The following is a 22,023-nucleotide window of genomic DNA, read 5'->3' as shown; positions in this document are numbered from 1 at the left end:
TGGGGCGGCTTCGTACACCTTGGAAGCGTGTGGCGGACGGCTACCAGCCCAGCGAGGGCTCGCCGCGGCGCCTGGCGCGCAGGGTGTCACGGGCGATGTAGAGCGCGGCGATGGCTCGCGCCTCGTGGAAATCGTCGCGCAGCAGCAGGGCGGGCAGCTCCTCCAGGGCGTGGGTCTCGACCTCCAGCGGCTCTGGCTCGTCGCCGGGCAGCCGCTTGGGGTAGAGGTCGGTGGCCAGCAGCACCTGCATGCGGTGGCGCATGTAGTTGGGGGCCAGCGACAGCTCCACCAGCGGCTCGATCAGGCGCGCGCCGAAGCCGCACTCTTCCATCAGCTCACGGTTGGCGGCGGTGATGATGTCCTCGCCGGGGTCGACCAAGCCCTTGGGTAGGGTGAGCACGTAGTCCTCGAAGCCGGCAGCGTACTCGCGGATCAGCAGCACATGGTCGGGGTCGGGCATGGCGATGATCATGACGGCACCCTGGTCGCTGCCGCTGAGCCGTTCGAAGGTGCGCTCGGCGCCGTTGGAGAAGCGCAGCTCCAGCGATTCGATATGGAACAGGCGGCTCTTCGCCACGGAGTGGCGCGACAGCACCTGGGGCTTATGAGTGGGCGGGGGCTGGGTCATGAAGGCTCCGATTGCATGCGGGCGTGGCGCCGCGCCGGCGGGCATGCGTCGCGGCGAACCATTGGGTACAATACCACGCCTCGTCATGCACAGGCCCACCGGAGTCGCAATGATCGATTGGCGCGCCATCGACACCGTCCTGCTCGACATGGACGGCACCCTGCTTGACCTGCACTTCGACAGCCATTTCTGGCTGGAGCACCTGCCCAGGCGCTACGTGGAGCTGCATCGTCTCGACGAAGCCACCCAGGAAGTGGTGCGTTCGCGCATCCTGCATGAGCGGGGCACCCTCAACTGGTACAGCCTGGCCTACTGGAGCCGTGAGCTGGGGGTGGACATCGTCGCCCTCAAGCGCGAGGTGCAGCACCTGGTCGGCCTGCGCGGCGATGCGCTGGACTTCCTCAAGTGGCTCAAGACGGCCCACCCCAGGGTGGTGCTGGCCACCAACGCCGATCGCGAGAGCCTGGAGCTCAAGCTGCCGTTGACCGGTCTTGAGGCGTACCTGGACGCCATTGTCTCCTCGGCCGACCTTGGCGTGCCCAAGGAGGAACAGGCATTCTGGCCTGCGCTGCAGGCGATCGAGCCGTTCGACCCCGCCCGCACGCTGTTCATCGACGACAACCCCGAGGTGCTGGAGAGCGCCCGCAGGTTCGGCATTCGCCACCTGCTCGGCATCAAGCAGCCCGACAGCACCCGCCCGGAAAAAGAGCTCGAGGAGTTCATCGCCCTGGACCGCTTCGCCACGATCCTGCCCGACGCGCTACCCTCGGAGATACGGGTGCCGGGAAGGCCCGCCGGACCAGGAGGGCAGGGTGGATAACGTACGGCTCGACAAGTGGCTGTGGGCGGCACGCTTCTTCAAGACCCGCGCCCTGGCCAAGAAGGCCATCGAAGGCGGCAAGGTGCACTACAACGGCGGGCGCGCCAAGACCAGCAAGAACGTCGAGGTCGGTGCGCTGATCCGGGTGCCCCAGGGCTGGGACACCTGGGAGGTGGAGGTGATGGCTCTGTCCGACCAGCGGCGCGGCGCGGCGGAGGCCCGCGAGCTGTACCGCGAAACGCCCGAGAGCGCGGCGCGGCGGGCGCGGGAGAGCGACGAGCGGCGGCTGGTCAACCAGGCCATGCAGCACCCGCTGAAGCGGCCCGACAAGAAGCAGCGCCGCGACATCCAGCGCTTCCAGCGCCAGCAGGACGACTGACGTCCGGCGCCGCAGTGAACGACTTCAACCGGAAACGACATGACCGATCAGATACAGCGCTTTCTTTTCGAGCGTAGCAACGTGCGGGGCGAGATCGTCACGCTGGAGCGCGCCTACGTCGACGTGCTCGACCGCCATGGCTACCCGCCGTCGGTCAATCGACTGCTGGGCGAACTGCTGGCCGCGGCCGCGCTGCTCACCGATACCGTCAAGCTCGACGGCATCCTCAGCATCGAGGTGCGCGGCCAGGGGCCGCTTTCGCTGCTGATGGCGGAATCCAACCCCGGCGGCGAACTGCGCGCCATCGCCCGACTGAACGAGGATGCCACGCTGCCCGATGGCGGCGCCGGCTTCCGCGAGCTGGTGGGCGAGGGGCACATCGTGATCACCCTCGACCCGCGCGAGGGCAACCGCTACCAGGGCATCGTGGCGCTCGACCACGACACCCTGGCCGGCTGCCTCGAAGCCTACTTCTCGCAGTCCGAACAGCTGCCCACGCAGCTGTGGCTTGAGGCCGATGGCGCGCGTGCCGGCGGCCTGCTGCTGCAGCGCCTGCCCGACGAGTCGCAGAATCAGGACGACGACGCCTGGGAGCGTACCGTTCACCTGGCGCGTACCGTGAAGGCCGAGGAGCTGCTGGGGCTGGCGCCGCAAGATCTGCTGTACCGGCTCTATCACGAAGAGACCGTACGGGTGTTCGAGCCCAAGCCGCTGCGCTTCGGCTGCACCTGCACGCGGGAGCGGATCGGTGAGGCGCTGCTCACCCTGGGCGCCGCCGAGCTGCGCGAGGTGCTGGCCGAGCAGGGCGAGATCGAGACCCAGTGCCACTTCTGCCACACCCGCTACCGCTTCGGTGCGGCCGAGATCGACGCCCTGCTGGGCGCCGAGGATGGCCCACCTCCCACCTTGCACTGAGCGGCCCGGCACGCCCGCGGGGGATGCGGTCTCATGCCGTGTCGCCGCGGGTGACGAGATGCTGCATCGCACAAGAATGACGACCGTCAATCTGCAGCAATATGCCCCGATGTAGTAGTAAAACTACAAGAACTTCGGCCAACGTTATCGTTTCCTGGTGGCTACCTTTTTGCCATAATGACGCCCGCCTTAGGTCGATCGCCGCATGACAAGACGGCATCCATCCGCACGGACGATCGGACACCTCACCGAACAGGGCGTGACAGCGCCTGGCACACGAGAGAGAACCGGCCGCAAGGCCCAGGAAACGACATGACCACACCTCAAGCCGCTCCCAAAGAACACGTCAATCTCAGCAGTGCAGAGCTCATCGAGCGTGCCGTGGCCCGCGGTGAAGGCCGCCTGGCCGCCAACGGCGCCCTGGTGGTGAATACTGGCCAGCGTACCGGCCGTTCTCCCAAGGACCGCTTCATCGTTGATGAGCCCTCGACCAGTGGCCAGATCGACTGGGGCAGCGTCAACCGCCCCTTCCCCGCCGAGAAGTTTGATGCGCTCTGGGCCCGCGTCGATGACTACCTGGCCAGCGGCGAGCGGTTCGTTTCCGAACTCCATGTGGGCAGCGACCCGACACATTACCTGCCGGTGCGCGTGACCACCGAAACCGCCTGGCACAACCTGTTCGGCCGCACCATGTTCGTGCGTCCGGAGGGCTACAACCCCTCCGCCAAGGATGAGTGGACCATCCTCAACGCCCCCTTCTTCGAGTGCGACCCGAGCCGCGATGGGACCAACTCCGACGGCACCGTGGTGATCAACTTCGCCCAGAAGAAGGTGCTGATCGCCGGCATGCGCTATGCGGGCGAGATGAAGAAGGCCATGTTCTCGGTGCAGAACTTCCTGCTGCCCGAGTCCGACGTGCTGCCCATGCACTGCTCGGCCAACGTGGGCGAGGACGGCGAAACCTGCCTGTTCTTTGGTCTCTCCGGCACCGGCAAGACCACCCTCTCGGCCGACCCGGCACGCTACCTGATCGGTGACGACGAGCACGGCTGGGGCCCGGGCACCGTGTTCAACATCGAGGGCGGCTGCTATGCCAAGTGCATCGACCTCTCCGAGAAGAACGAGCCGGTGATCTGGAATGCCATCAAGTTCGGCACCGTGCTCGAGAACGTCGTCCTCGACGACCGCCGTGAGCCCGACTACACCGACGACAGCCTGACCCAGAACTCCCGTGCCGCCTACCCGCTGGAGCACGTCGACAAGCGCGTGCCCGAGAACCGCGCCGGCGAGCCGAACGCCATCGTGTTCCTGACCTGCGACATGTCGGGCGTGCTGCCGCCGGTCTCCGTGCTGTCCAAGGAAGCGGCGGCCTACCACTTCCTGTCCGGCTACACCGCCAAGGTGGGCTCCACCGAAATGGGCTCCTCCTCCGGCCTGGAGGCGACCTTCTCCACCTGCTTCGGGGCGCCGTTCTTCCCGCGCCCGGCGCGCGAGTACGCCGACCTGCTGATCCGCCGCGTGAAGGAAAAGGACGCCCAGGTCTACCTGGTCAATACCGGCTGGACCGGCGGCGCCTACGGCGAAGGCGGTTCGCGCTTCTCGATCCCGACCACCCGCGCCATCATCAGCGCCATCCAGACCGGCGTACTGCGCGAGGTCGAGACCAAGCGCATCGACGGCCTCAACCTCGACGTGCCGACCATGGTGCCGGGCGTGGAGTCGCGCCTGCTCGACCCGCGCGAGACTTGGGAAGACAAAGACGCCTACGATCGCAAGCTGCGCGACCTGGCGGCCAAGTTCGTCGACAACTTCAAGAAGTTCGACGGCGTCAATGAGGCCATCGTTAAGGCCGGGCCCAGCCTGACCTGAGGCCAGGCCGGCGGCAAGCTGAACGGGGAAGAGACCTGGGTCTCTTCCCCGTTTTGCATGGCAGGGGTGTCGTTGTTCGGTTGGCAACTCAGGTGGCTTGGCTTGCCTGCGCCTGCTCGGCGCGGTCGAAGGCGGGGCGCTGCCTGACCAAAACGCTCAGGCGCCGAGGGGGCGCGGCGGGTACTGTCTGCCGCGCCCCCTTCCTTTATGGTACCTTGGCGCGATCTTTCGTAGTCGCAATACCAAGGAAGTCATGGACGCCACGACCCGGATCATCTCGCGCCTCGCCGAGGAGCTCGCCGTTCGCCCGCAGCAGGTTTCCGCCACCGTGGAACTGCTCGACGGCGGCGCCACCGTGCCCTTCATCGCTCGCTATCGCAAGGAAGTCACCGGCGGGCTCGACGACACCCAGCTGCGCAACCTCGACGAGCGCCTGCGCTACCTGCGCGAGCTCGAGGAGCGGCGTGCCGCCGTGCTCGCCGCCATCGACGAGCAGGGCAAGCTGACGGCGGTGCTCGCCGGGCAGATCCAGGCCGCGGATACCAAGCAGCGCCTGGAAGATCTTTACCTGCCCTACAAGAAGAAGCGCCGCACCAAGGCGCAGATCGCCCGCGAGGCCGGCCTCGAGCCGCTGGCCGATGCGCTGCTGGCCGATCCCACCCTCGACCCCGAGGCCGTGGCCGCCAACTATCTTCGCCCCGCCGAGGGCGATATCCCCGCCATCGAGGATGCCAAGGCGGCGCTGGACGGCGCCCGCCAGATTCTCATGGAGCGCTTCGCCGAGGACCCGGAGCTGGTCGGCGCGCTGCGCGAGCGGCTGTGGCAGGAGGGCGAGCTCAGTTCCCGCCTGATGACCGGCAAGGAGCACGAGGGGGCCAAGTTCTCCGACTATTTCGAGCACGACGAGCCGCTGGCCAAGGTGCCCTCGCACCGCGCGCTGGCGATGTTCCGCGGCCGCAACGAAGGCGCGCTGATGCTGGCCATTCGCCTGCCCGGCGAGGACGAGGCGCCGGTTCATCCGGCCCAGGTGGCCATCGCCAGGCACTTCGGTATCCGCGACGAGGGGCGTCCCGCCGACAAGTGGCTGGCCGACGTGGTGCGCTGGACCTGGCGGGTCAAGCTCTACACCCATCTGGAAACCGAGCTGATGGGGCGGCTGCGCGAGCGCGCCGAGCTCGAGGCCATCGAGGTCTTCGCCGCCAATCTGAAGGATCTGCTGCTGGCCGCCCCTGCGGGGCAGAAGGCGACGCTGGCCATCGACCCGGGCCTGCGCACCGGCTGCAAGGTGGCGGTGGTGGACGCCACCGGCCAGTTCCTCGAGCATGCCACCATCTTCCCGCACGCGCCGCGCAACGCCTGGGACGCGTCGCTGGCCGAGCTGGCCAAACTGGTGGACAAGCACGACGTGGCGCTGATCGCCGTGGGCAACGGCACCGCCAGCCGCGAGACCGACAGGCTGGCCGGCGACCTGCTCAAATTGTTCGCCGGCAAGAAACCGCTCGCCAAGGTGATGGTCAGCGAGGCCGGCGCCTCGGTCTACTCCGCCTCGGAGTATGCCTCCAGGGAACTGCCCGACCTCGACGTCACCATTCGCGGGGCGGTCTCCATCGCCCGGCGCCTGCAGGACCCGCTGGCTGAGCTGGTCAAGATCGAACCCAAGTCCATCGGCGTGGGTCAGTACCAGCACGATGTCTCGCAGCTGCAGCTGTCGAAGAGCCTGGAAGCGGTGATCGAGGACTGCGTCAACGCTGTGGGTGTCGATCTCAACACGGCGTCGAGTGCGCTGCTCTCGAGGGTGGCCGGGCTCAACCCGGCGCTGGCCGAGAACATCGTTGCGCGGCGCAACGCCGAGGGCGCCTTCAGGAGTCGCCGCGAGCTGCTCGACGTCAGCCGCCTGGGGCCCAAGACCTTCGAGCAGTGCGCCGGCTTCCTGCGCATCATGAACGGCGACAACCCGCTCGATGCCAGCGCCGTGCACCCCGAGGCCTACCCGGTGGTGGAGCGCATCGCCAGCCGCAGCGGCCGCCCGGTGGCAAGCCTGATCGGCGATAGCGCTACGCTGAAGGCGGTCAAGCCCGCCGAGTTCGCCGACGAGCGCTTCGGCGTGCCGACCATCAGCGACATCCTCAAGGAGCTCGACAAGCCGGGCCGCGACCCGCGCCCCGAGTTCAAGGCCGCCGAGTTCCGCGAGGGCGTGGAGACGCTCAAGGACCTGGAGCCGGGCATGATCCTCGAGGGCAGCGTGACCAACGTCACCCACTTCGGCGCCTTCGTCGACATCGGCGTGCACCAGGACGGGCTGGTGCATATCTCGGCGCTCTCCGATAAATTCATCGAGGACCCGCGCAGCGTCGTGAAGGCCGGCGACATCGTCAAGGTCAAGGTGATGAGCGTGGACCTGGCCCGCTCGCGCATTGCCCTTTCGATGCGCCTGGACGACACGCCGGGGCAGGACGAGGGAGCGCGCACGCGTGGCGAGAAGGCTCCCCGGCAGGGCGGCAAGCCGCCGCGCCGTGGCGGCCAGAAAGCGGCACCGGCAGAAGGTGGTCAGCTGGGCGCGCTGGGTGCGGCGCTGCTCAAGGCCAGGCAGAAACATTGAGCCGGTACGGCTGGGAAGCAAAGCCGGCTAACCTTTGAATCGTCGCCCTCGGGCGTCATAATCCGGGTTCACGGGCGCCGGCAGCGCCCGCTTTCCTAGACATGGGGTGACCATCTTGTCTGAAACCTTCGCCACCCTCATCGCGTCCTTGCAGCAGGCGGCCCGCCAGGGCGCCTTTGGGCGCCTGCGCCGCGGCCTGGAAAAGGAAGGCCTGCGGGTCGACCGCCGCGGACATATCGCCAGCACGCCGCATCCCCAGGCGCTGGGGTCGAAGCTGACCCACCCGCATATCACCACCGACTACTCCGAAGCGCTGCTCGAATACATCACGCCGGTCTACTGCCGGCCGGGTGACGCCATCGACTTTCTGGCCGACCTGCACCGCTTCAGCTATCGCCACCTGGGCGACGAGCTGATCTGGCCGGCCAGCATGCCGGCCCGGCTCGACGGCAACGACAGCGTGACCATCGCCGATTACGGCCGCTCCAACGTCGGCACCATGAAGCACGTCTACCGCAAGGGGCTGGACGTGCGCTACGGCCGCATCATGCAGTCGATCGCCGGTATCCACTACAATGTCTCGCTGCCCGACGAACTCTGGACGCTGCTGCAGGCCCGCGACGGACGCCAGGTCATGTCGGTGGACGACTTCCGTTCCGAGCGCTACTTCGGCCTGATCCGCAACTTCCGCCGCCACAGCTGGCTGCTGCTCTACCTGTTCGGTGCCTCGCCGGCGCTGGACCGCAGCTTCCTGCCGGCGGGAGAACGGCCCGACAAGCTGCAGGCCCACGGCCGCGACACCCTGATCTCGCCCTATGCTACCAGCCTGCGCATGTCCGACCTGGGCTACCAGAACAAGGTGCAGGCGCAGCTCAAGATCTGCTTCAACACGCTGTCGAACTACGTGGGTACCCTGCGCCATGCCATTTCTACACCCTGGCCCGCCTACCAGGCGCTGGGCGTGAACGAGCGCGGCGACTGGCGGCAGCTCAATGCCAACATCCTGCAGATCGAGAACGAGTATTACAGCGACATACGGCCTAAGCGGGTCACCCGGCACAACGAGACGCCGAGCCAGGCGCTGGAGGCGCGCGGCGTGGAGTACATCGAGGTGCGCTGCCTCGACCTCGACCCGTTCCTGCCGCTGGGCATCGACGAGGCGCGGCTGCGCTTCATCGATGCCTTCCTGATGTGGTGCCTGCTCTCCGAGAGCCCTTGGATTCCCGACGACGAGTGCAACCGGCTGGACGACAACCGTCGGCTGGTGGTCGAGCGCGGGCGCGACCCGGCGCTGCGCCTGCTGCAGCAGGGGCGCGAACGCTCCATCGCCGACTGGGGCGGCGAGATCATGGGTGAGATCGCCCAGGCCGCCGCGCTGCTCGATGCGCTTGAAACGGGTACCCCCCATGCCGACGCCGTCGCAGCGCTGGTGCCCTGGCTGACCGACCCCGCACTGACGCCCTCCGGTCGCCTGCTGGCGCGCCTGGAGTCGAGCGGCGAGGAGTTCCTCGAGGCGATCCTGGCGATCGCCCGCGAGCAGGCCGAGCAGATGCGCGAAGCGCCGATGGACCCGGCCCGCGCGGCGCTGTTCGACGAGCTGGTGGGCACCTCCCACCAGCAGCAGCGCGAGATCGAGGCCGCCGATCTGGTCGATTTCGATACTTTCCTCGCCCGCTATTTCGCCAGCGCCCGAGAGTCGCGGGCAGCCACGGTTGATTCGGGAGCCGCGCAGTGATGCGGCCAATGCAGTGGGACGTGCGCCGCTGGAGCCTGGCTGGGCTCGCCTTTTGCACGCTGATGATGCTGGTGGCCCTGGGGCTCGAGCATATCGGCGGGCTGGAGCCCTGTCCGCTATGCATCTTCCAGCGTGTGGCAGTACTGGCGGCGGCGGCGGTCTTCACGATCGCCGCCATCCACAACCCCCGCGGGCGGGTTGGTGCAGCGATCTACGGCGGGCTGTCGCTGGCTGCGGTGATCGGCGGCATCGGCGTGGCCTGGCGCCACCTGTGGCTGCAGTCGCTGCCACCTGACCAGGTGCCGAGCTGCGGCCCGGGGCTCGACTACATGATGGACATCCTGCCCATGCGCGACGTGGTCGCCATGGTGCTCTCCGGCTCCGGCGAGTGCGCCGAGATCGACTTCCTGCTGCTTGGCATCTCGCTGCCGGGCTGGACGCTGATCGGCTTCCTGGTGCTGGCCCTGGCGCCGCTGGGCATGTTCGCCAGCGCCTTCCTGCGCACCCGGGCCCGCCCGCTGGCGGCTCATTGACAGCGCCGCTTGCGGTTCGCTGCTTGAACCGCAAGCGGCCGGTCGCCGGTCCTACTGCGGCTTGTGGGTCGAGTCGCTACACGCCGAGATAGCGGTCGCGCAGGGGCTCGTCCAAGTCGGCGGGGATGCCCGTCCACACGCTGCGCCCCTTTTCCAGGATCGTGCAGCGGTCGGCAATGGGCAGCAGCTCGGCCAGCGACTTGTCGACGATCAGCGTCGACTGCCCCTGGGCCTTGAACAGCCGAATGGCGGCCCAGATCTCCTGGCGGATGACCGGGGCGAGCCCTTCGGTGGCTTCGTCCAGCACCAGCAGGCGGGGGTTGGTCAGCAGCGCGCGGCCGATGGCCAGCATCTGCTGCTCGCCGCCGGAGAGGGTGCTGGCCATCTGGCTGCGGCGCTCGGCCAGCCGCGGGAACAGCGCTTCCACGCGGGCCAGGTGCCATTCGCCCGGGCGAGCCGTGACCAGCAGGTTCTCGCGCACCGAGAGGTTGGGAAAGCAGCGCCGCCCCTCGGGGACCAGGCCTAGGCCGAGCTGGGCGATGCGGAACGCCGGCAGGCGGCTCAACTCCCGGCCTTCGAAGGTGATGCTGCCGCGACGCGGCGGCGTCAGCCCGAAGATGGCGCGGATGGTGGTGCTCTTGCCCATGCCGTTGCGCCCCATCAGCGCCACCATCTCGCCGGCCTCGATGCGAAGGTCGACGCCGAACAGCGCCTGTGACGGGCCATAGAAGGCCTCGATCGCGGTGACGTTGAGCATCTCACTCCCCCAGGTAGGCTTCGCGGACGTGCGGGTTGGTGCGGATCGCGGCGGCGTCGCCGTGGGCGATCACGGCGCCGGCCACCAGCACCGAGATGCGGTCGGCCAGGCGGAACACGGCGTCCATGTCGTGCTCGATCAGCAGGATCGGCACCTCGTGCTTGAGTGCCTCGAGCAGCTCGGTGAGATGTGCCGTGCCCTCGGGACCGAGCCCCGCCATGGGCTCGTCGAGCAGCAGCACCCGCGGCTTCAGCGCCAGCGCGCAGGCCATTTCCACTTGGCGTCGCTCGCCGTGGGAGAGTTCGGCCACCGGGGTGTCGGCGCGCCGGGTCAGCCCCATGCGTGCCAGGGCCTCCTGGGCCGGGGCGAGCAGGCTCTCGTCGCGGTTCACCGGCTTCCAGAAACGGAAGCTGTGCCCTTGCAGCGCCTGCACGGCGATCATCACGTTGCGCCTCACCGACAGCGGCTCGGCCAGTGACGAGACCTGGAAGCTGCGCCCGAGCCCCAGTCGCGCGCGCTGGGCCACGCTGAGCGAGGTGACCTCGCGGCCGGCCAGGTGGATGCTGCCGGAATCGGGCCTGAGGCTGCCGGCGATCTGGCCGATCAGGGTCGACTTGCCGGCACCGTTGGGGCCGATCAGGGCGTGGATCTCGCCCGGGCGCAGGTCGAGGCAGACATCGCGGGTGGCCTGCAGGGCGCCGAAGCGCTTGTTGAGGTGAGAAAGCCGGAGCACGGCGTCACTCATGGCGCTCCCTCCCGGCCAGCCAGCCCATCACGCCGTGCCTGGCGAACAGCACCACGAACAGCAGCACCAGGCCGAGGAACAGCTTCCAGTATTCGGTCAGCCCGCCCAGCAGGGTTTCCATCATCACGAACAGTGCGGCGCCGGCCAGCGGCCCGTACAGCCGCCCCACGCCGCCGAGAATCACGATCACCATCAGCTCGCCCGACATGTGCCAGCTCAGCAGGGTGGGGCTGACGAAACCGTTGAGGTCGGCGTAGAGCGCCCCGGCCAGTCCGGTGATCATCGCCGAGATGACGAAGGCCGCCAGGCGAATGGGGTAGGGCGCGATGCCGGCGGTGGCCAGCCGGGTCTCGTTGAGCCGGGCCATGGTCAGGGCGGCGCCGAAGCGCGACTTCATCAGGCGTGAGGTCAGCGCGAGCGACAATACCAGGCCGCCGAAGCAGATCAGGAAGAAGGTGCGGGCATCGTTGGTGTCGACCCATGGCAGCGAGTTGCGCAAGTAGATCGGCAGGCCGTCCTCGCCGCCGTAGGTGGGCCAGGAGTTGGCGAAGTAATAGAGCATCTGGGCGAAGGCCAGGGTGATCATGATGAAGTAGACCCCGGTGGTGCGCAGCGAAATGGCGCCGATGGCCAGCGCCAGCAGGCCGCACAGCACGACTGCCGCGAGCCAGATCGCCAGCATGCTGTCGCTGCCGGGAATGGTCACCGGCCAGGCAATTGCCGGGGTGAAGTCGAAGGCGTGGTAGGCACTGATGCCGGCCACGTAGCCGCCCAGCCCGAAGTAGGCAGCGTGGCCGAAGCTGACCATGCCGCCGTAGCCGATGGCCAGGTTGAGGCCCACCGCCGCCATGGCGACCAGGGTCAGGCGCGAGGCCAGGTTGACGTAGTAGATGTGGTCAAGCTGATAGGCAGCTAGCGGCAGCACCAGCAGCAGAGTCAGCAGGGTCAACTGCACCGTGGCCTGGCGGTCGTGCCAGGCCGCGGCCAGCCTTGGGGTCTTGGTGGCGTTAGTCATTGGCGGCAAACAGCCCCTTGGGTTTGAACGCGAGAATCACGGCCATCAGGATGTAGATCAGCATGGCGGCCAGGGCGGCACCGACCCCGGCGGCCTCGGAAGGAGGCAGGAACTGGCGGAAGAACAGTGGCAGCAGTACCCGGCCCAGGGTATCCACCACGCCGACCAGAATGGCACCGTACAGCGCGCCCTTGATCGAGCCGATGCCGCCGATCACGATCACCACGAAGGCAAGGATCAGCACCGGCTCGCCCATGCCCACCTGCACCGACTGCAGTGCCCCGACCAGCGCGCCGGCCAGTCCGGCCAGCGCGGCGCCCATGGCGAACACCAGGGTGTAGAGCCGGGCGATGTTGACCCCCAGGGCGCCGATCATCTCGCGGTCGCTTTCGCCCGCGCGGATGCGCATGCCGAGCCGGCTGCGCGTGATCACCAGATACAGGCCCACCGCCACGGCGATCCCCACGGCGATGATCATCAGCCGGTAGAGCGGATAGCGCAGCCCGCCGGGCAGGGTGACCGAGCCGGAGAGCAGCGGCGGCGGGTTGAGCCACAGCGGCGAGGAGCCGAACAGCCAGCGGGTGCCTTCGGAGAACACCAGGATCAGGGCGAACGTGGCCAGCACCTGGTCGAGATGCGGGCGATGGTAAAGCCGCCGGATCACGATCAGCTCCACCAGCGCGCCGACCGCGGCGGCGGCGATCATCCCGGCGGCGAGGCCGACCAGGAACGAGCCGGTGGCGGCGGTCACCACCGCGGTGGCGTAGGCGCCCACCATGTAGAAAGAGCCATGGGCCAGGTTGATCAGGCCCATCACGCCGAACACCAGGGTCAGCCCGCTGGCCATCAGAAACAGCATGGTGCCGAGCTGAAGGCCGTTGATGAGTTGCTCGATAAGCAGGGTCACGGACACGGCGGACATCCTTGCAGCAAAAGATAGAAACGCCGGGCGGCCAGGGCCCGGCGGTCATGCCTACATCCGGCACTCGGTGTGGTAGACGTCCTGGATGTCCTCGATTGCGATACCGACCAGGCGATTGGTCGGCTGGCCGTCGTCGCCCGCCACCACCTCGCGCACGTAGATGTTCTGGATCGGATGGTGGTTGGGGCCGAAGCGGAACTCGCCGCGCACCGAGTCGAAGTCGGCCTCGCGCAGCGCTTCGCGGAAGGCGTCCTGCTCGCTGGGGTGGGCCTTCTCCAGCGCGCTGAGGATCAGGTTGGCGGTGTCGTAGCCCTGGGCCGCATACAGCGTCGGGGTGCGGCCGTAGGTGTCGCGGAAGGCCGCGACGAAGGCGTGGTTGGCCTCGTTGTCGAGGTCGTAGGCCCACTGTGAGGTGTTCATGGCGCCGATGGCGGCGCTGCCCACCGCCTTGATGATGATCTCGTCGAACGAGAAGGCGGCACCGAACACCGGCAGCTCGACGCCGGAGTTCTCCCACTGCTTCATGAAGGAGATGCCCATGCCGCCGGGCAGGAAGAAGAACAGACTGTCGGCGTTGCTGGCGCGGATCTGGGCGATCTCGGCGGCGTAGTCGGTCTGGCCCATCTGGGTGTAGATCTCGCCGGCCACCTCGCCCTCATAGAGGTGCTTGAACCCGGCCAGGGCATCGGTGCCGGCGGGGTAATTGGGGGCGAGCAGGATCGGCCGCTCGAAGCCCTGTTCGCGCATGTAGGCGCCCATGGCGCCGTGCAGGTTGTCGTTCTGGTAGGCCACGTTGAAGTAGTTCTCGTGACACATGCGCCCGGCGAGATCCGACGGGCCGGCATTCGGCGAGAGATAGAAGGTGCCCTGGCGCACGGCGGCCGGCACCACTGCCATGGCCAGGTTGGAGAAGATGATCCCGGTGAGGATGTCGACCCGGTCGCGCTGCATGAATTCGTTGGCCAGGCTGCGCGCCAGGTCGGGCCGGTTGGCGTCGTCCTGCACCAGCACGCGGACGTCGTCGCGACCGGCACGCTCCATGGCCAGCAGGAAGCCGTCGCGCACGTCGACGCCCAGGTGGGAGCCGCCGCCGGACAGGGTGGTGATCATGCCGATCTTCACCTCGTCGGCGTGGCTGGCGGCCATGGCCGTGGTCAACAGCAGGCTCATGCCGAGAGTGGCGAGTCGCTTCATTCGATTACCCTCTTTGTTCTCGCTTGTTGTGTTCGTGAGCGTGGTGTCCAGCCCGCTCCTGCCGCCCTGTGACGTCACGGGCGACCTTTCTGCGCCCGCCCTGGCAAGGCCTGGGTCGGGGCAGACGATGATAGCGTCATTGCGTGCGTTGAAGTACCGCCAACGGCACTTCGGGGCGAAAAGGCGCCGTGCTTTTGCCGCGGCGCAGGATTGACAGTCGTGCTGCCAGGGGTGAGTCTGGAGGCGTCGAGAAAGGGATGCTCGGCCCTGTTCCGACCGTAGACCATACACGGCTTCACAAGGGAAGGAGGCTAACATGCTGGAAGAGTGCAAGACCGCTCGGGAGCGCTGGGGAGGCGTCCATCAGATCATCGACCGCTGGCTGGACGAGCGGCGCGAGCTGCTGGTGGCGTTCATCGAGCTCAAGGAAGCATGTGACAGCGAGCTGGAAGCCGTGAGCAAGCCGCAGATCGATCGCTTCAGCGAGCTGCTGATGGATTACATCAGCGCCGGCCACTTCGAGATCTATCCCCAGCTGCGCGAGGAGGCGCTTGCTTTCGAGGACCATCAGGCGCTGGCCATCGCCAGCAAGCTGCTGGAGCGGCTGGATCTTTCCACCGAGATGGTACTGGCCTTCGACGCCGACTTCGCCACGCCGGTGCGCTGCCAGCACTACCTGCCGCGCCTGCCGGCCTGGCTCGATCGCCTGGCCACGGGGCTGACCGAACGCTTCGCCCTGGAAGACCAGCTGATCGACCGCCTGCACGCCGCTCACGCGCCGCGCGTCGCGGCGGCCACCCAATAATCTCCCGCTGACGGCACCCACCGGCGAGTTGCCGGCGGGCGGCCGTCCTGCTATCCGCTGGGGTGGCGAGGCGCCTCGCCATGCTCCCCGACATGGCCTGGGTCATGGCTGTTGGCATGGTTCCCGGCATCGCCGCGGCGCCCGAGCACCAGCATGCAAGGGGTCAGCAGCAGCGTCAGGCCGGTGGCGAACACCAGCCCGCCGGCAATGGCGCTGGAAAGCTGCGTCCACCATTGCGTGGAAGGGGCGCCGAAGCCCAGGCTCGGGGCGAACAGGTTGACGTTGATTCCAAGCACCATGGGCATCAGCCCCAGCACCGTGGTGATCGCCGTGAGCAGCACCGGGCGCAGGCGCAGGCCGCCCGCTTCCAGCGCCGCCTCGACGGGCGCCAGTCCCTCGCGGCGCAGCTCGTTGTAGGTGTCGATCAGCACGATGTTGTTGTTCACCACGATGCCCGCCAGGGCGATGATGCCCATGCCCACCATGACGATGCCGAACGGCTGGCCGTTGACCAGCAGGCCCATCAGCACCCCGGCGGTGGAGAAGACGATCGCCGAGAGCACCAGCGCCGCCTGGTAGAGGCTGTTGAACTGAGTCACCAGGATGATTGCCATCAGGCCGATCGCCACCAGGAAGGCGGTGACCAGGAAGCGGCTGGCCTCCGCCTGCTCCTCCTGCTCCCCGGCGACGTTGACCACCACCCCCTCGGGCAATGAGCCCACGGCCTGCAGCAGGGCGCGCAGGCGTTCGTCGGGCTGATGGCCCTCGGCTACGTCGGCTTCCAGGGTGATGGCGCGCCGGCCGTCGATGCGGTGCAGGGTGCCGACCTTGGGCGCCGGCTCCAGGCTGGCAAAGTGCGAGACCGGCACCTGGCCGCGCGCGGTGTTGAGCGTAAGCCGCTCGAGCTGGTCGAGGCTGCGCCAGGCTTCGGGCAGGCGTACGCGGATGTCCACCTCATCGGGCGCATGGGCGGGGCGGTAGGTGGCCACCTGCAGGCCGGTGGTGACCAACTGCACGGCGCTGCCCACCGCGGCGACATCGGCGCCCAGGCGGGCGGCGGCGGCGCGGTCGACGTTGAGCCGCCACTCGATGCCGGGCAGGCTGCGGTTGTCCTCGATATCGCGGAAGCCGCCCAGTTGCTCCATGTGCCGGCGAATCGTCGCCACCGCGGCCTCGCCGTCGGCCGCCTGCTGGGCGCTCACCTCCAGCACGATGGGCTTGCCGCCGCCGGGGCCCTGCTCCTGTTCGCGGAACTCCAGCACCACGCCGGGCAAGTCGGCGGTACGCTCGGCCATCTCGCTCATGATCGCCCGCGCCGGGCGGCGGCGCTGCCAGTCGATCAGCTGGAACTGCACCACCCCGATCACGTCGTTGCCGATCTGCTCGTTGGGCACGCCGTAGGAGCGGGCATAGAGCGCCTGGACCTCGCTCATGCCGGCCAGCCGCGCCTCGACCCGTTGCACCACCGCATCCTTCTCCATGGCCGAGAAGTCGCCGCGGCTGCGAATCACCACCTGCGCACTGTCGGGCTCCACGTCGGGAAAGAACTCCACGCCGTGATGGAAGCGGCCGTAGCCGACGAAGATCAGCGCGATCAGCAGCAGGGCGATCAGCAGCGTCATGCCGGGCCAGGCCAGCAGCCGGGCGAGAGCGGCGCGATACAGATGCCCGCCGAGGCTGATCTGCGGCGTCTCATCGCGTGGCGGCCTGGCCTGGCGGGCGCTGAACACGCCGCCCAGAGTGGGCAGAAAGATCAGCGCCATGGCCAGCGAGGCGAGCAGGCATAGAATCACCGTGGCCGGCAGGTACTTCATGAACTCGCCCACCACGCCGGGCCAGAACAGCAGCGGCACGAACACCGCCAGGGTGGTGGCGGTGGCGGCGATCACCGGCCAGCTCATGCGCGCCGCGGCGTTGATCCAGGCTTGCCGTGGCGGCTGGCCCTCGCGCAGGTGGCGGTCGGCCAGCTCGCTGACCACGATGGCGCCATCCACCAGCATGCCGGCAACGAGAATGAGCGCGAACAGCACCACGATGTTGAGGGTATAGCCGATGGCCCAGATCAGCAGGATGCCGGTGAGAAAGGCGCCGGGAATGGTCAGTCCCACCATCAGCGCCGAGCGCAGGCCCATCACTGCCAGGATCACGATCAGCACCAGCGCCACGGCGGTCAGCACGTTGTTGAGCAGCTCAGAGAGCATCTGCTCCACGGTGTCGGACTGGTCCATGATGGTGGTGATGGCGAGCGCTTCAGGCAGCAGCGGGGCCGCCTCGTCGAGCACCTCGCGCACTCCCGCCACGGTGGCCATGAGGTTGGCGCCGGCACGCTTGGAGATCTCCAGCACCATGGCCGGCTCGCCGTCGATGCGAGCGAAGCCCTCGGGGTCCTTGAAGGTGGGGTGAATCCAGGCTACGTCGGCAAAGGTCACCACCCGGTCGCCATCCACCTTCACCGGCATGGAGAGCACATCGTCCAGGCTCGCGATCACACCGGGCACCTTCACCGGCGAGCGCCCGGCGCCGGTGTCCAGGCTGCCGGTGGCCACCAGGCGGTTGTTGCGCGTGATCAGGTTGAACAGTTCATCGAAGTCGACGCCGTAGCTATCCAGCACCAGCGGGTCGATGACGATCTCCATCAGCTCCTCGCGCTCGCCGCCGATGTCGACCTCGAGTACCTCGGGGATGCCTTCCATCGCCTCCTGTAGCCGACGCGCAATGGCCAGCCGCTGCGTCTCCTCCAGCGGCCCGGAAAGGCCAAGGGTGAGCACCGGGAAGCGCCCGACGTTGACCTCCATGACCCGCGGCTCGTCGGCTTCCTCGGGCAGCGAGGCGTTGGCGATGTCGACCCGCTCGCGCACGTCGGCCAGCGCCCGGCGAGGGTCGAAGCCGGCGTCGAACTCGAGGGTGATGGCGGCATGGCCCTCGCTGGACTGGGCGGTCATCTTCCTCACGCCCTCGATGGTGCGCAGCTCCTGCTCCATGGGGCGCACCAGCAGCCGTTCGCCATCCTCTGGGCTGACCCCCTCCAGCGACAGCGAGACGTAGATGATCGGAATGGCGATATCGGGGTTGGCCTCCTTGGGCACCGCCTGCCAAGCGGCAAGCCCCGCCAGCAGCAGCGACACCAGCAGCAGCAGGGTGGTGCGCGAGCGGTTGAGGGCGGCCTCGATCAGCGTGCGCATGTCAGGGCGATGCCTCGCTGGGTGAGGTGGCCTCGGGCGCCTCGGCCGCGACCGCAATCACCGCATCCCCGGCGGTCACGAAGCCGCCGCCAAGGGTGATTAGGCGGATCGTCTCGGGCAGCCCGGCTACCCGGGCCGTGCGGGCATCGGCATCGACCAGGCTCACCGGCGAACGGACCACGCGGTCCTCTGCGTCGAGATGCTTGACCTGCAGTTGGCCCTCGTCATTCAGCTCCAGCAGGGCGGGGGAGAGCGCATGCACGCGGCGCTGCGGCAATGCGATGGCGAGGGTGGCGCTGGCACCGGCCAGGCGCAGCCGCTCGGGGTTGTCCAGCTCGGCCTCGACATGGAACGAACGGGTGGCGTCGTCGGCGCGGCTGGCCACGTGCACCAGCTCGCCGCTGAGCGGCTCGCCGTTGAGCAGCCGCACCTCGACCGCTTGCCCGGGCGCCAGCGCCAGCGCATCGCGCTGGGCGACCCAGGCGCTGGCGGTCAGCCGGCGGTCGTCGAGCAGGCGGCCGAAGGTCTCGCCGCTCTGCAGCACGTCGCCCAGTTCCACATCCAGGCGGTCGAGCACGCCGTCGAAGGGCGCGCTCGGGCGTGTCTCGGCCAGCGCATGGCGCAGTTGAGCCACCTCGGCTGCGGCCTGGCTGGCGCTTGCCTGCAGGCGCAGCAACTCCGGCTGCGAAAGCAGGTTGCGCCGGCGCAGGTCGTCGGCGCCGGCCAGCTCCGCCCGTGCCAGGGCGAGCTGGTCCTCGGCCCGCGAGAGCTGGGCTTCCAGGGCGTCGGGCGAGAGCACCAGCAGCGTTTCGCCGCCGGCCACCCGCGCACCCTGGCGGGCCGGCAGCCCCGTCACTCGCCCGTCGCTGCGGGTGCGCAATTCAACCTCGCGCAGTGCCCGCAGGTGGCCCTGGGTCACCAGCCGAGGCGTGTAGGGCTGCGCCTCGCTGAGGCGATACTCCACCCGCGGCAGCGCCTCGGTGGGGGGCGCCTGCGGCGCCGGGGCTGTGGCCTGGAAGCGCTGCATGTCGCCGAGCAGCAGCCACAGCAGCAGGGCGAGCAGTACGGCGGCGGCCAGCAGGTAGGAGAGCGGGGGGCGTCTTGGCATGGGGCCTATCCTGGCGTCGGCAAGGGTGACGGGTGGAGCCGGCACAGCATAGCGCATCGTCAGTAGGCGGCGCAGGGTCGGCCTAGCCGGAGGTCGGATTGAGTTTTGTGCGCTGCAGGCATACCATTCTGGCGGTTCGAATTTCGGCAGGGCGGGTAATCGTTTCCCGCCAGGCTCAGCCTCACGGCGTCACCCCGCGCGTTGAAAAACCAAGGAGCAATGATGAAAGATCCCGTTCGTATTGCCATTACCGGCGGTGCTGGCCAGATCAGCTACTCCCTTATCTTCCGTATCGCGGCTGGCGACATGCTGGGGCCGGATCAGCCTGTCATTCTCCAGCTGCTTGAGATCCCGCAGGCCATGGATGCGCTGAACGGCGTGGTCATGGAAGTGAACGACTGTGCCTTCCCGCTGGTGCAGGACATCGTTGCCACCGACGACCCCAACGTCGCCTTCAAGGATGCCGACTTCGCCCTGCTGGTGGGTGCGCGTCCGCGCGGCCCGGGCATGGAGCGCAAGGACCTGCTGGAAGCCAACGCGGCGATCTTCTCCGTGCAGGGCAAGGCGCTCAACGACAACGCCAGCCGCAACGTGCGCGTGCTGGTGGTGGGCAACCCGGCCAACACCAACGCCCTGATCGCCTCGTGCAACGCGCCGGACCTGAGCCCGCGCCAGTTCACTGCGATGACGCGCCTGGATCACAACCGCGCCCTGACCCAGCTTGCCCAGAAGACCGGCAAGCGCGTCACCGACATCGAGAACATGATCATCTGGGGCAACCACAGCGCCACCCAGTACCCGGACCTGGCCCACACCCAGGTGGCCGGCACTGCGGCCTTCGACCTGGTCGAGCGCGACTGGTACGAGAACGACTTCATCCCCACCGTGCAGCAGCGCGGCGCCGCCATCATCAAGGCGCGCGGAGCCTCTTCCGCCGCGTCCGCCGCCTCTTCCGCCATCGACCACATGCGCGACTGGGCGCTGGGTAGCGACAAGGTGGTGAGCATGGCGATTCCCTCCGACGGCAGCTATGGCATCGAGGAAGGCATCATCTACTCCTACCCGGTGCGCTGCCAGAACGGCGACTACGAGATCGTGCAGGGCCTCGAGATCAACGAGTTCAGCCGTGGCAAGATGAAGGCCACCGAAGACGAGCTGCGCGAAGAGCGCGCCGCCGTCGAGCACCTGCTGGGCTGATCGTTCAGGCCAGCAGCATAGCGCCCCCGGCGAGCGATCGCCGGGGGCGCTGTCGTTTTGGGCCGAGCGTTGCGAACCGGCTGCACCTTGCGCGTCATCTCGCTCGGCTATTCACTCAGCGTTGAGCAGAGATGAAAAACCCCGAAAGCCAAGCTTTCGGGGTGTTGCCTTTGGCGGGGCGGGCCTGGGCTCAGTCGCGCAGGCTCATGATCCGCCAGCCGCGCTGTTCGGCCACTTCGCGCAGGGTGGGGTCCGGGTCCACCGCGACCGGGTGGTCCACCCGCTCCAGCAGCGGCAGGTCGTTGTGCGAGTCGCTGTAGAACCAGGCGTCGTCCAGGGTCAGGTCCTTGTCGGCCAGCCACGCTTCCAGGCGGTGCACCTTGCCTTCCCTGTAGCTGGGCGTGCCGCTCACCTTGCCGGTGTAGCGGCCATCCACCACTTCCGGCTCCACCGCGATCAGGTGATCCACCCCCAGCCGCTCGGCGATGGGGCCGGTGATGAAGCGGTTGGTGGCGGTGATGATCAGCAGGGTATCGCCGCGGCTGCGGTGGCGTGCCAGCAGCTCCTCACCCTTGGCCAGGATGCTGGGTTCGATCTTGCTGGCCATGAACTGCTGGTGCCAGGCGGCCAGCTGCTCGGGCGAGTTGTCGGCCAGCGGCTGGAGCGCCACGGCGAGGAAGGCGTGGATGTCCAGCGTGCCGGCTTCGTAGTCGGCCATGAAGCGATCGTTGGCTTCCCGGTAGGCGGCGGAATCGACGGCGCCCTGCTCCAGCAGGAATTCGCCCCAGGCATGATCGCTGTCGATGGACAACAGGGTGTTGTCCAGGTCGAAAATGGCCAGACTCACGGCTTACCCCTTGCAGTAGATGAGTGACGAAACGCTACAGAACGCGAAAGGTCGCGATTATGGCAGACAACCGGAGCCACTGCTAAGCCCGTTCCAATCGTCAGGTGTCGATGGCGGCTAATGCACTCACGGCTTTTCGTTGTATTGAAGCGCTTTGTGGCAATGTGGAAGAATGACTCTCATACGAATTCATAAGGTGAAGTCCGTGATCGACGCTGACGGCTTTCGCCCCAACGTTGGCATTATCATTGCCAACTCGCAGGGGCAGCTACTTTGGGCGCGTCGGGTAGGACAGAATGCGTGGCAGTTTCCCCAGGGAGGCATCAAGGCGACCGAGACACCGCAGCAGGCGCTCTATCGTGAGCTGGAAGAGGAAATCGGCCTGACGGCCGACGATGTCGATCTGCTTGCCTGTACCCGGGGATGGCTGCGCTATCGCTTGCCGCGACGCATGATTCGCACCAATGCACGGCCGGTCTGCATCGGCCAGAAACAGAAGTGGTTCCTGCTGCGGATACGCTGTGCCGAGAGCCGCATCTGCATGGATGGCTCGGCCAAGCCGGAGTTCGATAGCTGGCGCTGGGTCAGCTACTGGTATCCGCTGGGCCAGGTCGTGCCCTTCAAGCGCGAGGTCTACCGCCGCGCCTTGAGCGAGCTGTCGCTGCGCGCGCAGCGCCTGGCGCTGGAGGGCCGCTGAGCGTGGCCGTGCACGCAAGCGACGCCAAGGGCGGCGAAGCCGGGCGGCTGCCGAGGGTTCGGCCCGTTCAACCTGA

Annotated in this window: 19 protein-coding genes; 10 read left to right on the top strand and 9 right to left on the bottom strand. The window is 67.9% G+C overall.

Annotated features, from left to right (window positions below):
* Positions 1-40: 40 nt before the first annotated feature.
* Positions 41-628: an ADP compounds hydrolase NudE gene (gene nudE, locus ACT7B3_RS13020; protein ID WP_445158217.1), complete on the bottom strand. Its 588-nt coding sequence runs from the start codon at positions 626-628 to the stop codon at positions 41-43.
* Positions 629-737: 109 nt separating this feature from the next.
* On the opposite strand from nudE, the gene yrfG reads away from it, so the two are divergent.
* The 7 genes from yrfG (at position 738) to ACT7B3_RS12985 (ending at position 9,478) form a co-directional block, all read left to right on the top strand.
* A complete protein-coding gene (yrfG, locus tag ACT7B3_RS13015; protein WP_445158216.1) occupies positions 738-1,448 on the top strand; it encodes a GMP/IMP nucleotidase in 711 nt (236 codons plus the stop codon).
* Positions 1,441-1,827, top strand: a complete 387-nt coding sequence (locus ACT7B3_RS13010) for an RNA-binding S4 domain-containing protein (RefSeq protein ID WP_445158215.1) — start codon at positions 1,441-1,443, stop codon at positions 1,825-1,827. Before yrfG ends, ACT7B3_RS13010 begins: the two co-directional genes overlap by 8 nt.
* 39 nt (positions 1,828-1,866) lie before the next feature.
* A complete protein-coding gene (hslO, locus tag ACT7B3_RS13005) occupies positions 1,867-2,742 on the top strand; it encodes an Hsp33 family molecular chaperone HslO (RefSeq protein ID WP_445158214.1) in 876 nt (291 codons plus the stop codon).
* A gap of 312 nt (positions 2,743-3,054) precedes the next feature.
* Positions 3,055-4,611 carry a phosphoenolpyruvate carboxykinase gene (locus tag ACT7B3_RS13000; protein ID WP_444677073.1) on the top strand — a complete coding sequence of 519 codons (1,557 nt, stop codon included), beginning with the start codon at positions 3,055-3,057 and terminating at the stop codon, positions 4,609-4,611.
* A 253-nt stretch (positions 4,612-4,864) separates the two neighbouring features.
* Positions 4,865-7,210, top strand: a complete 2,346-nt coding sequence (locus ACT7B3_RS12995) for a Tex family protein (RefSeq protein WP_445158213.1) — start codon at positions 4,865-4,867, stop codon at positions 7,208-7,210.
* Between the two features lie 115 nt (positions 7,211-7,325).
* Positions 7,326-8,945, top strand: coding sequence for a glutamate--cysteine ligase (gene gshA, locus ACT7B3_RS12990; protein WP_445158212.1), 1,620 nt, complete (start codon positions 7,326-7,328; stop codon positions 8,943-8,945).
* The gene (locus tag ACT7B3_RS12985; protein ID WP_444679295.1) at positions 8,945-9,478 is read left to right on the top strand and encodes a disulfide bond formation protein B; all 534 of its coding nucleotides are present in this window, start codon (positions 8,945-8,947) and stop codon (positions 9,476-9,478) included. Before gshA ends, ACT7B3_RS12985 begins: the two co-directional genes overlap by 1 nt.
* 76 nt (positions 9,479-9,554) lie before the next feature.
* On the opposite strand, the gene ACT7B3_RS12980 is transcribed toward ACT7B3_RS12985, so the two are convergent.
* Genes ACT7B3_RS12980 through ACT7B3_RS12960 form a run of 5 tightly spaced genes read right to left on the bottom strand, consistent with a single transcriptional unit; the run spans position 9,555 to position 14,111 of the window.
* Positions 9,555-10,235, bottom strand: coding sequence for an ABC transporter ATP-binding protein (locus tag ACT7B3_RS12980; protein ID WP_444677074.1), 681 nt, complete (start codon positions 10,233-10,235; stop codon positions 9,555-9,557).
* A gap of 1 nt (position 10,236) precedes the next feature.
* Positions 10,237-10,980 carry an ABC transporter ATP-binding protein gene (locus ACT7B3_RS12975; protein ID WP_445158211.1) on the bottom strand — a complete coding sequence of 248 codons (744 nt, stop codon included), beginning with the start codon at positions 10,978-10,980 and terminating at the stop codon, positions 10,237-10,239.
* Entirely contained in the window at positions 10,973-11,995 is a 1,023-nt protein-coding gene (locus ACT7B3_RS12970; RefSeq protein ID WP_444677076.1) for a branched-chain amino acid ABC transporter permease, read from the bottom strand. The genes ACT7B3_RS12975 and ACT7B3_RS12970 overlap by 8 nt, the downstream gene beginning before the upstream one ends.
* Positions 11,988-12,908 carry a branched-chain amino acid ABC transporter permease gene (locus ACT7B3_RS12965; RefSeq protein WP_445158210.1) on the bottom strand — a complete coding sequence of 307 codons (921 nt, stop codon included), beginning with the start codon at positions 12,906-12,908 and terminating at the stop codon, positions 11,988-11,990. Before ACT7B3_RS12965 ends, ACT7B3_RS12970 begins: the two co-directional genes overlap by 8 nt.
* A 60-nt stretch (positions 12,909-12,968) precedes the next feature.
* Positions 12,969-14,111, bottom strand: a complete 1,143-nt coding sequence (locus tag ACT7B3_RS12960) for an ABC transporter substrate-binding protein (protein WP_444677078.1) — start codon at positions 14,109-14,111, stop codon at positions 12,969-12,971.
* 316 nt (positions 14,112-14,427) lie between these two features.
* Here ACT7B3_RS12960 and rsd point away from each other — a divergent pair, with 316 nt between their 5' ends.
* Positions 14,428-14,916 carry a sigma D regulator gene (gene rsd, locus ACT7B3_RS12955; RefSeq protein ID WP_444677079.1) on the top strand — a complete coding sequence of 163 codons (489 nt, stop codon included), beginning with the start codon at positions 14,428-14,430 and terminating at the stop codon, positions 14,914-14,916.
* A gap of 50 nt (positions 14,917-14,966) precedes the next feature.
* On the opposite strand, the gene ACT7B3_RS12950 is transcribed toward rsd, so the two are convergent.
* Complete coding sequence (locus ACT7B3_RS12950; RefSeq protein ID WP_445158209.1) at positions 14,967-18,098, bottom strand: efflux RND transporter permease subunit; 3,132 nt, start codon at positions 18,096-18,098, stop codon at positions 14,967-14,969.
* A 1-nt stretch (position 18,099) separates the two neighbouring features.
* Entirely contained in the window at positions 18,100-19,206 is a 1,107-nt protein-coding gene (locus tag ACT7B3_RS12945; RefSeq protein ID WP_445158208.1) for an efflux RND transporter periplasmic adaptor subunit, read from the bottom strand.
* Between the two features lie 222 nt (positions 19,207-19,428).
* On the opposite strand from ACT7B3_RS12945, the gene ACT7B3_RS12940 reads away from it, so the two are divergent.
* Positions 19,429-20,403 carry a malate dehydrogenase gene (locus ACT7B3_RS12940; protein WP_444677084.1) on the top strand — a complete coding sequence of 325 codons (975 nt, stop codon included), beginning with the start codon at positions 19,429-19,431 and terminating at the stop codon, positions 20,401-20,403.
* A 190-nt stretch (positions 20,404-20,593) separates the two neighbouring features.
* Here ACT7B3_RS12940 and ACT7B3_RS12935 read toward each other — a convergent pair whose 3' ends face one another.
* Complete coding sequence (locus ACT7B3_RS12935; protein ID WP_445158207.1) at positions 20,594-21,250, bottom strand: HAD family hydrolase; 657 nt, start codon at positions 21,248-21,250, stop codon at positions 20,594-20,596.
* A gap of 205 nt (positions 21,251-21,455) precedes the next feature.
* On the opposite strand from ACT7B3_RS12935, the gene ACT7B3_RS12930 reads away from it, so the two are divergent.
* Positions 21,456-21,947 carry an RNA pyrophosphohydrolase gene (locus ACT7B3_RS12930; protein ID WP_444677086.1) on the top strand — a complete coding sequence of 164 codons (492 nt, stop codon included), beginning with the start codon at positions 21,456-21,458 and terminating at the stop codon, positions 21,945-21,947.
* Positions 21,948-22,023: the final 76 nt, after the last annotated feature.

Source organism: Halomonas sp. E14 (assembly GCF_052568415.1).
This window is presented reverse-complemented; position numbering and strand designations above follow the sequence as displayed.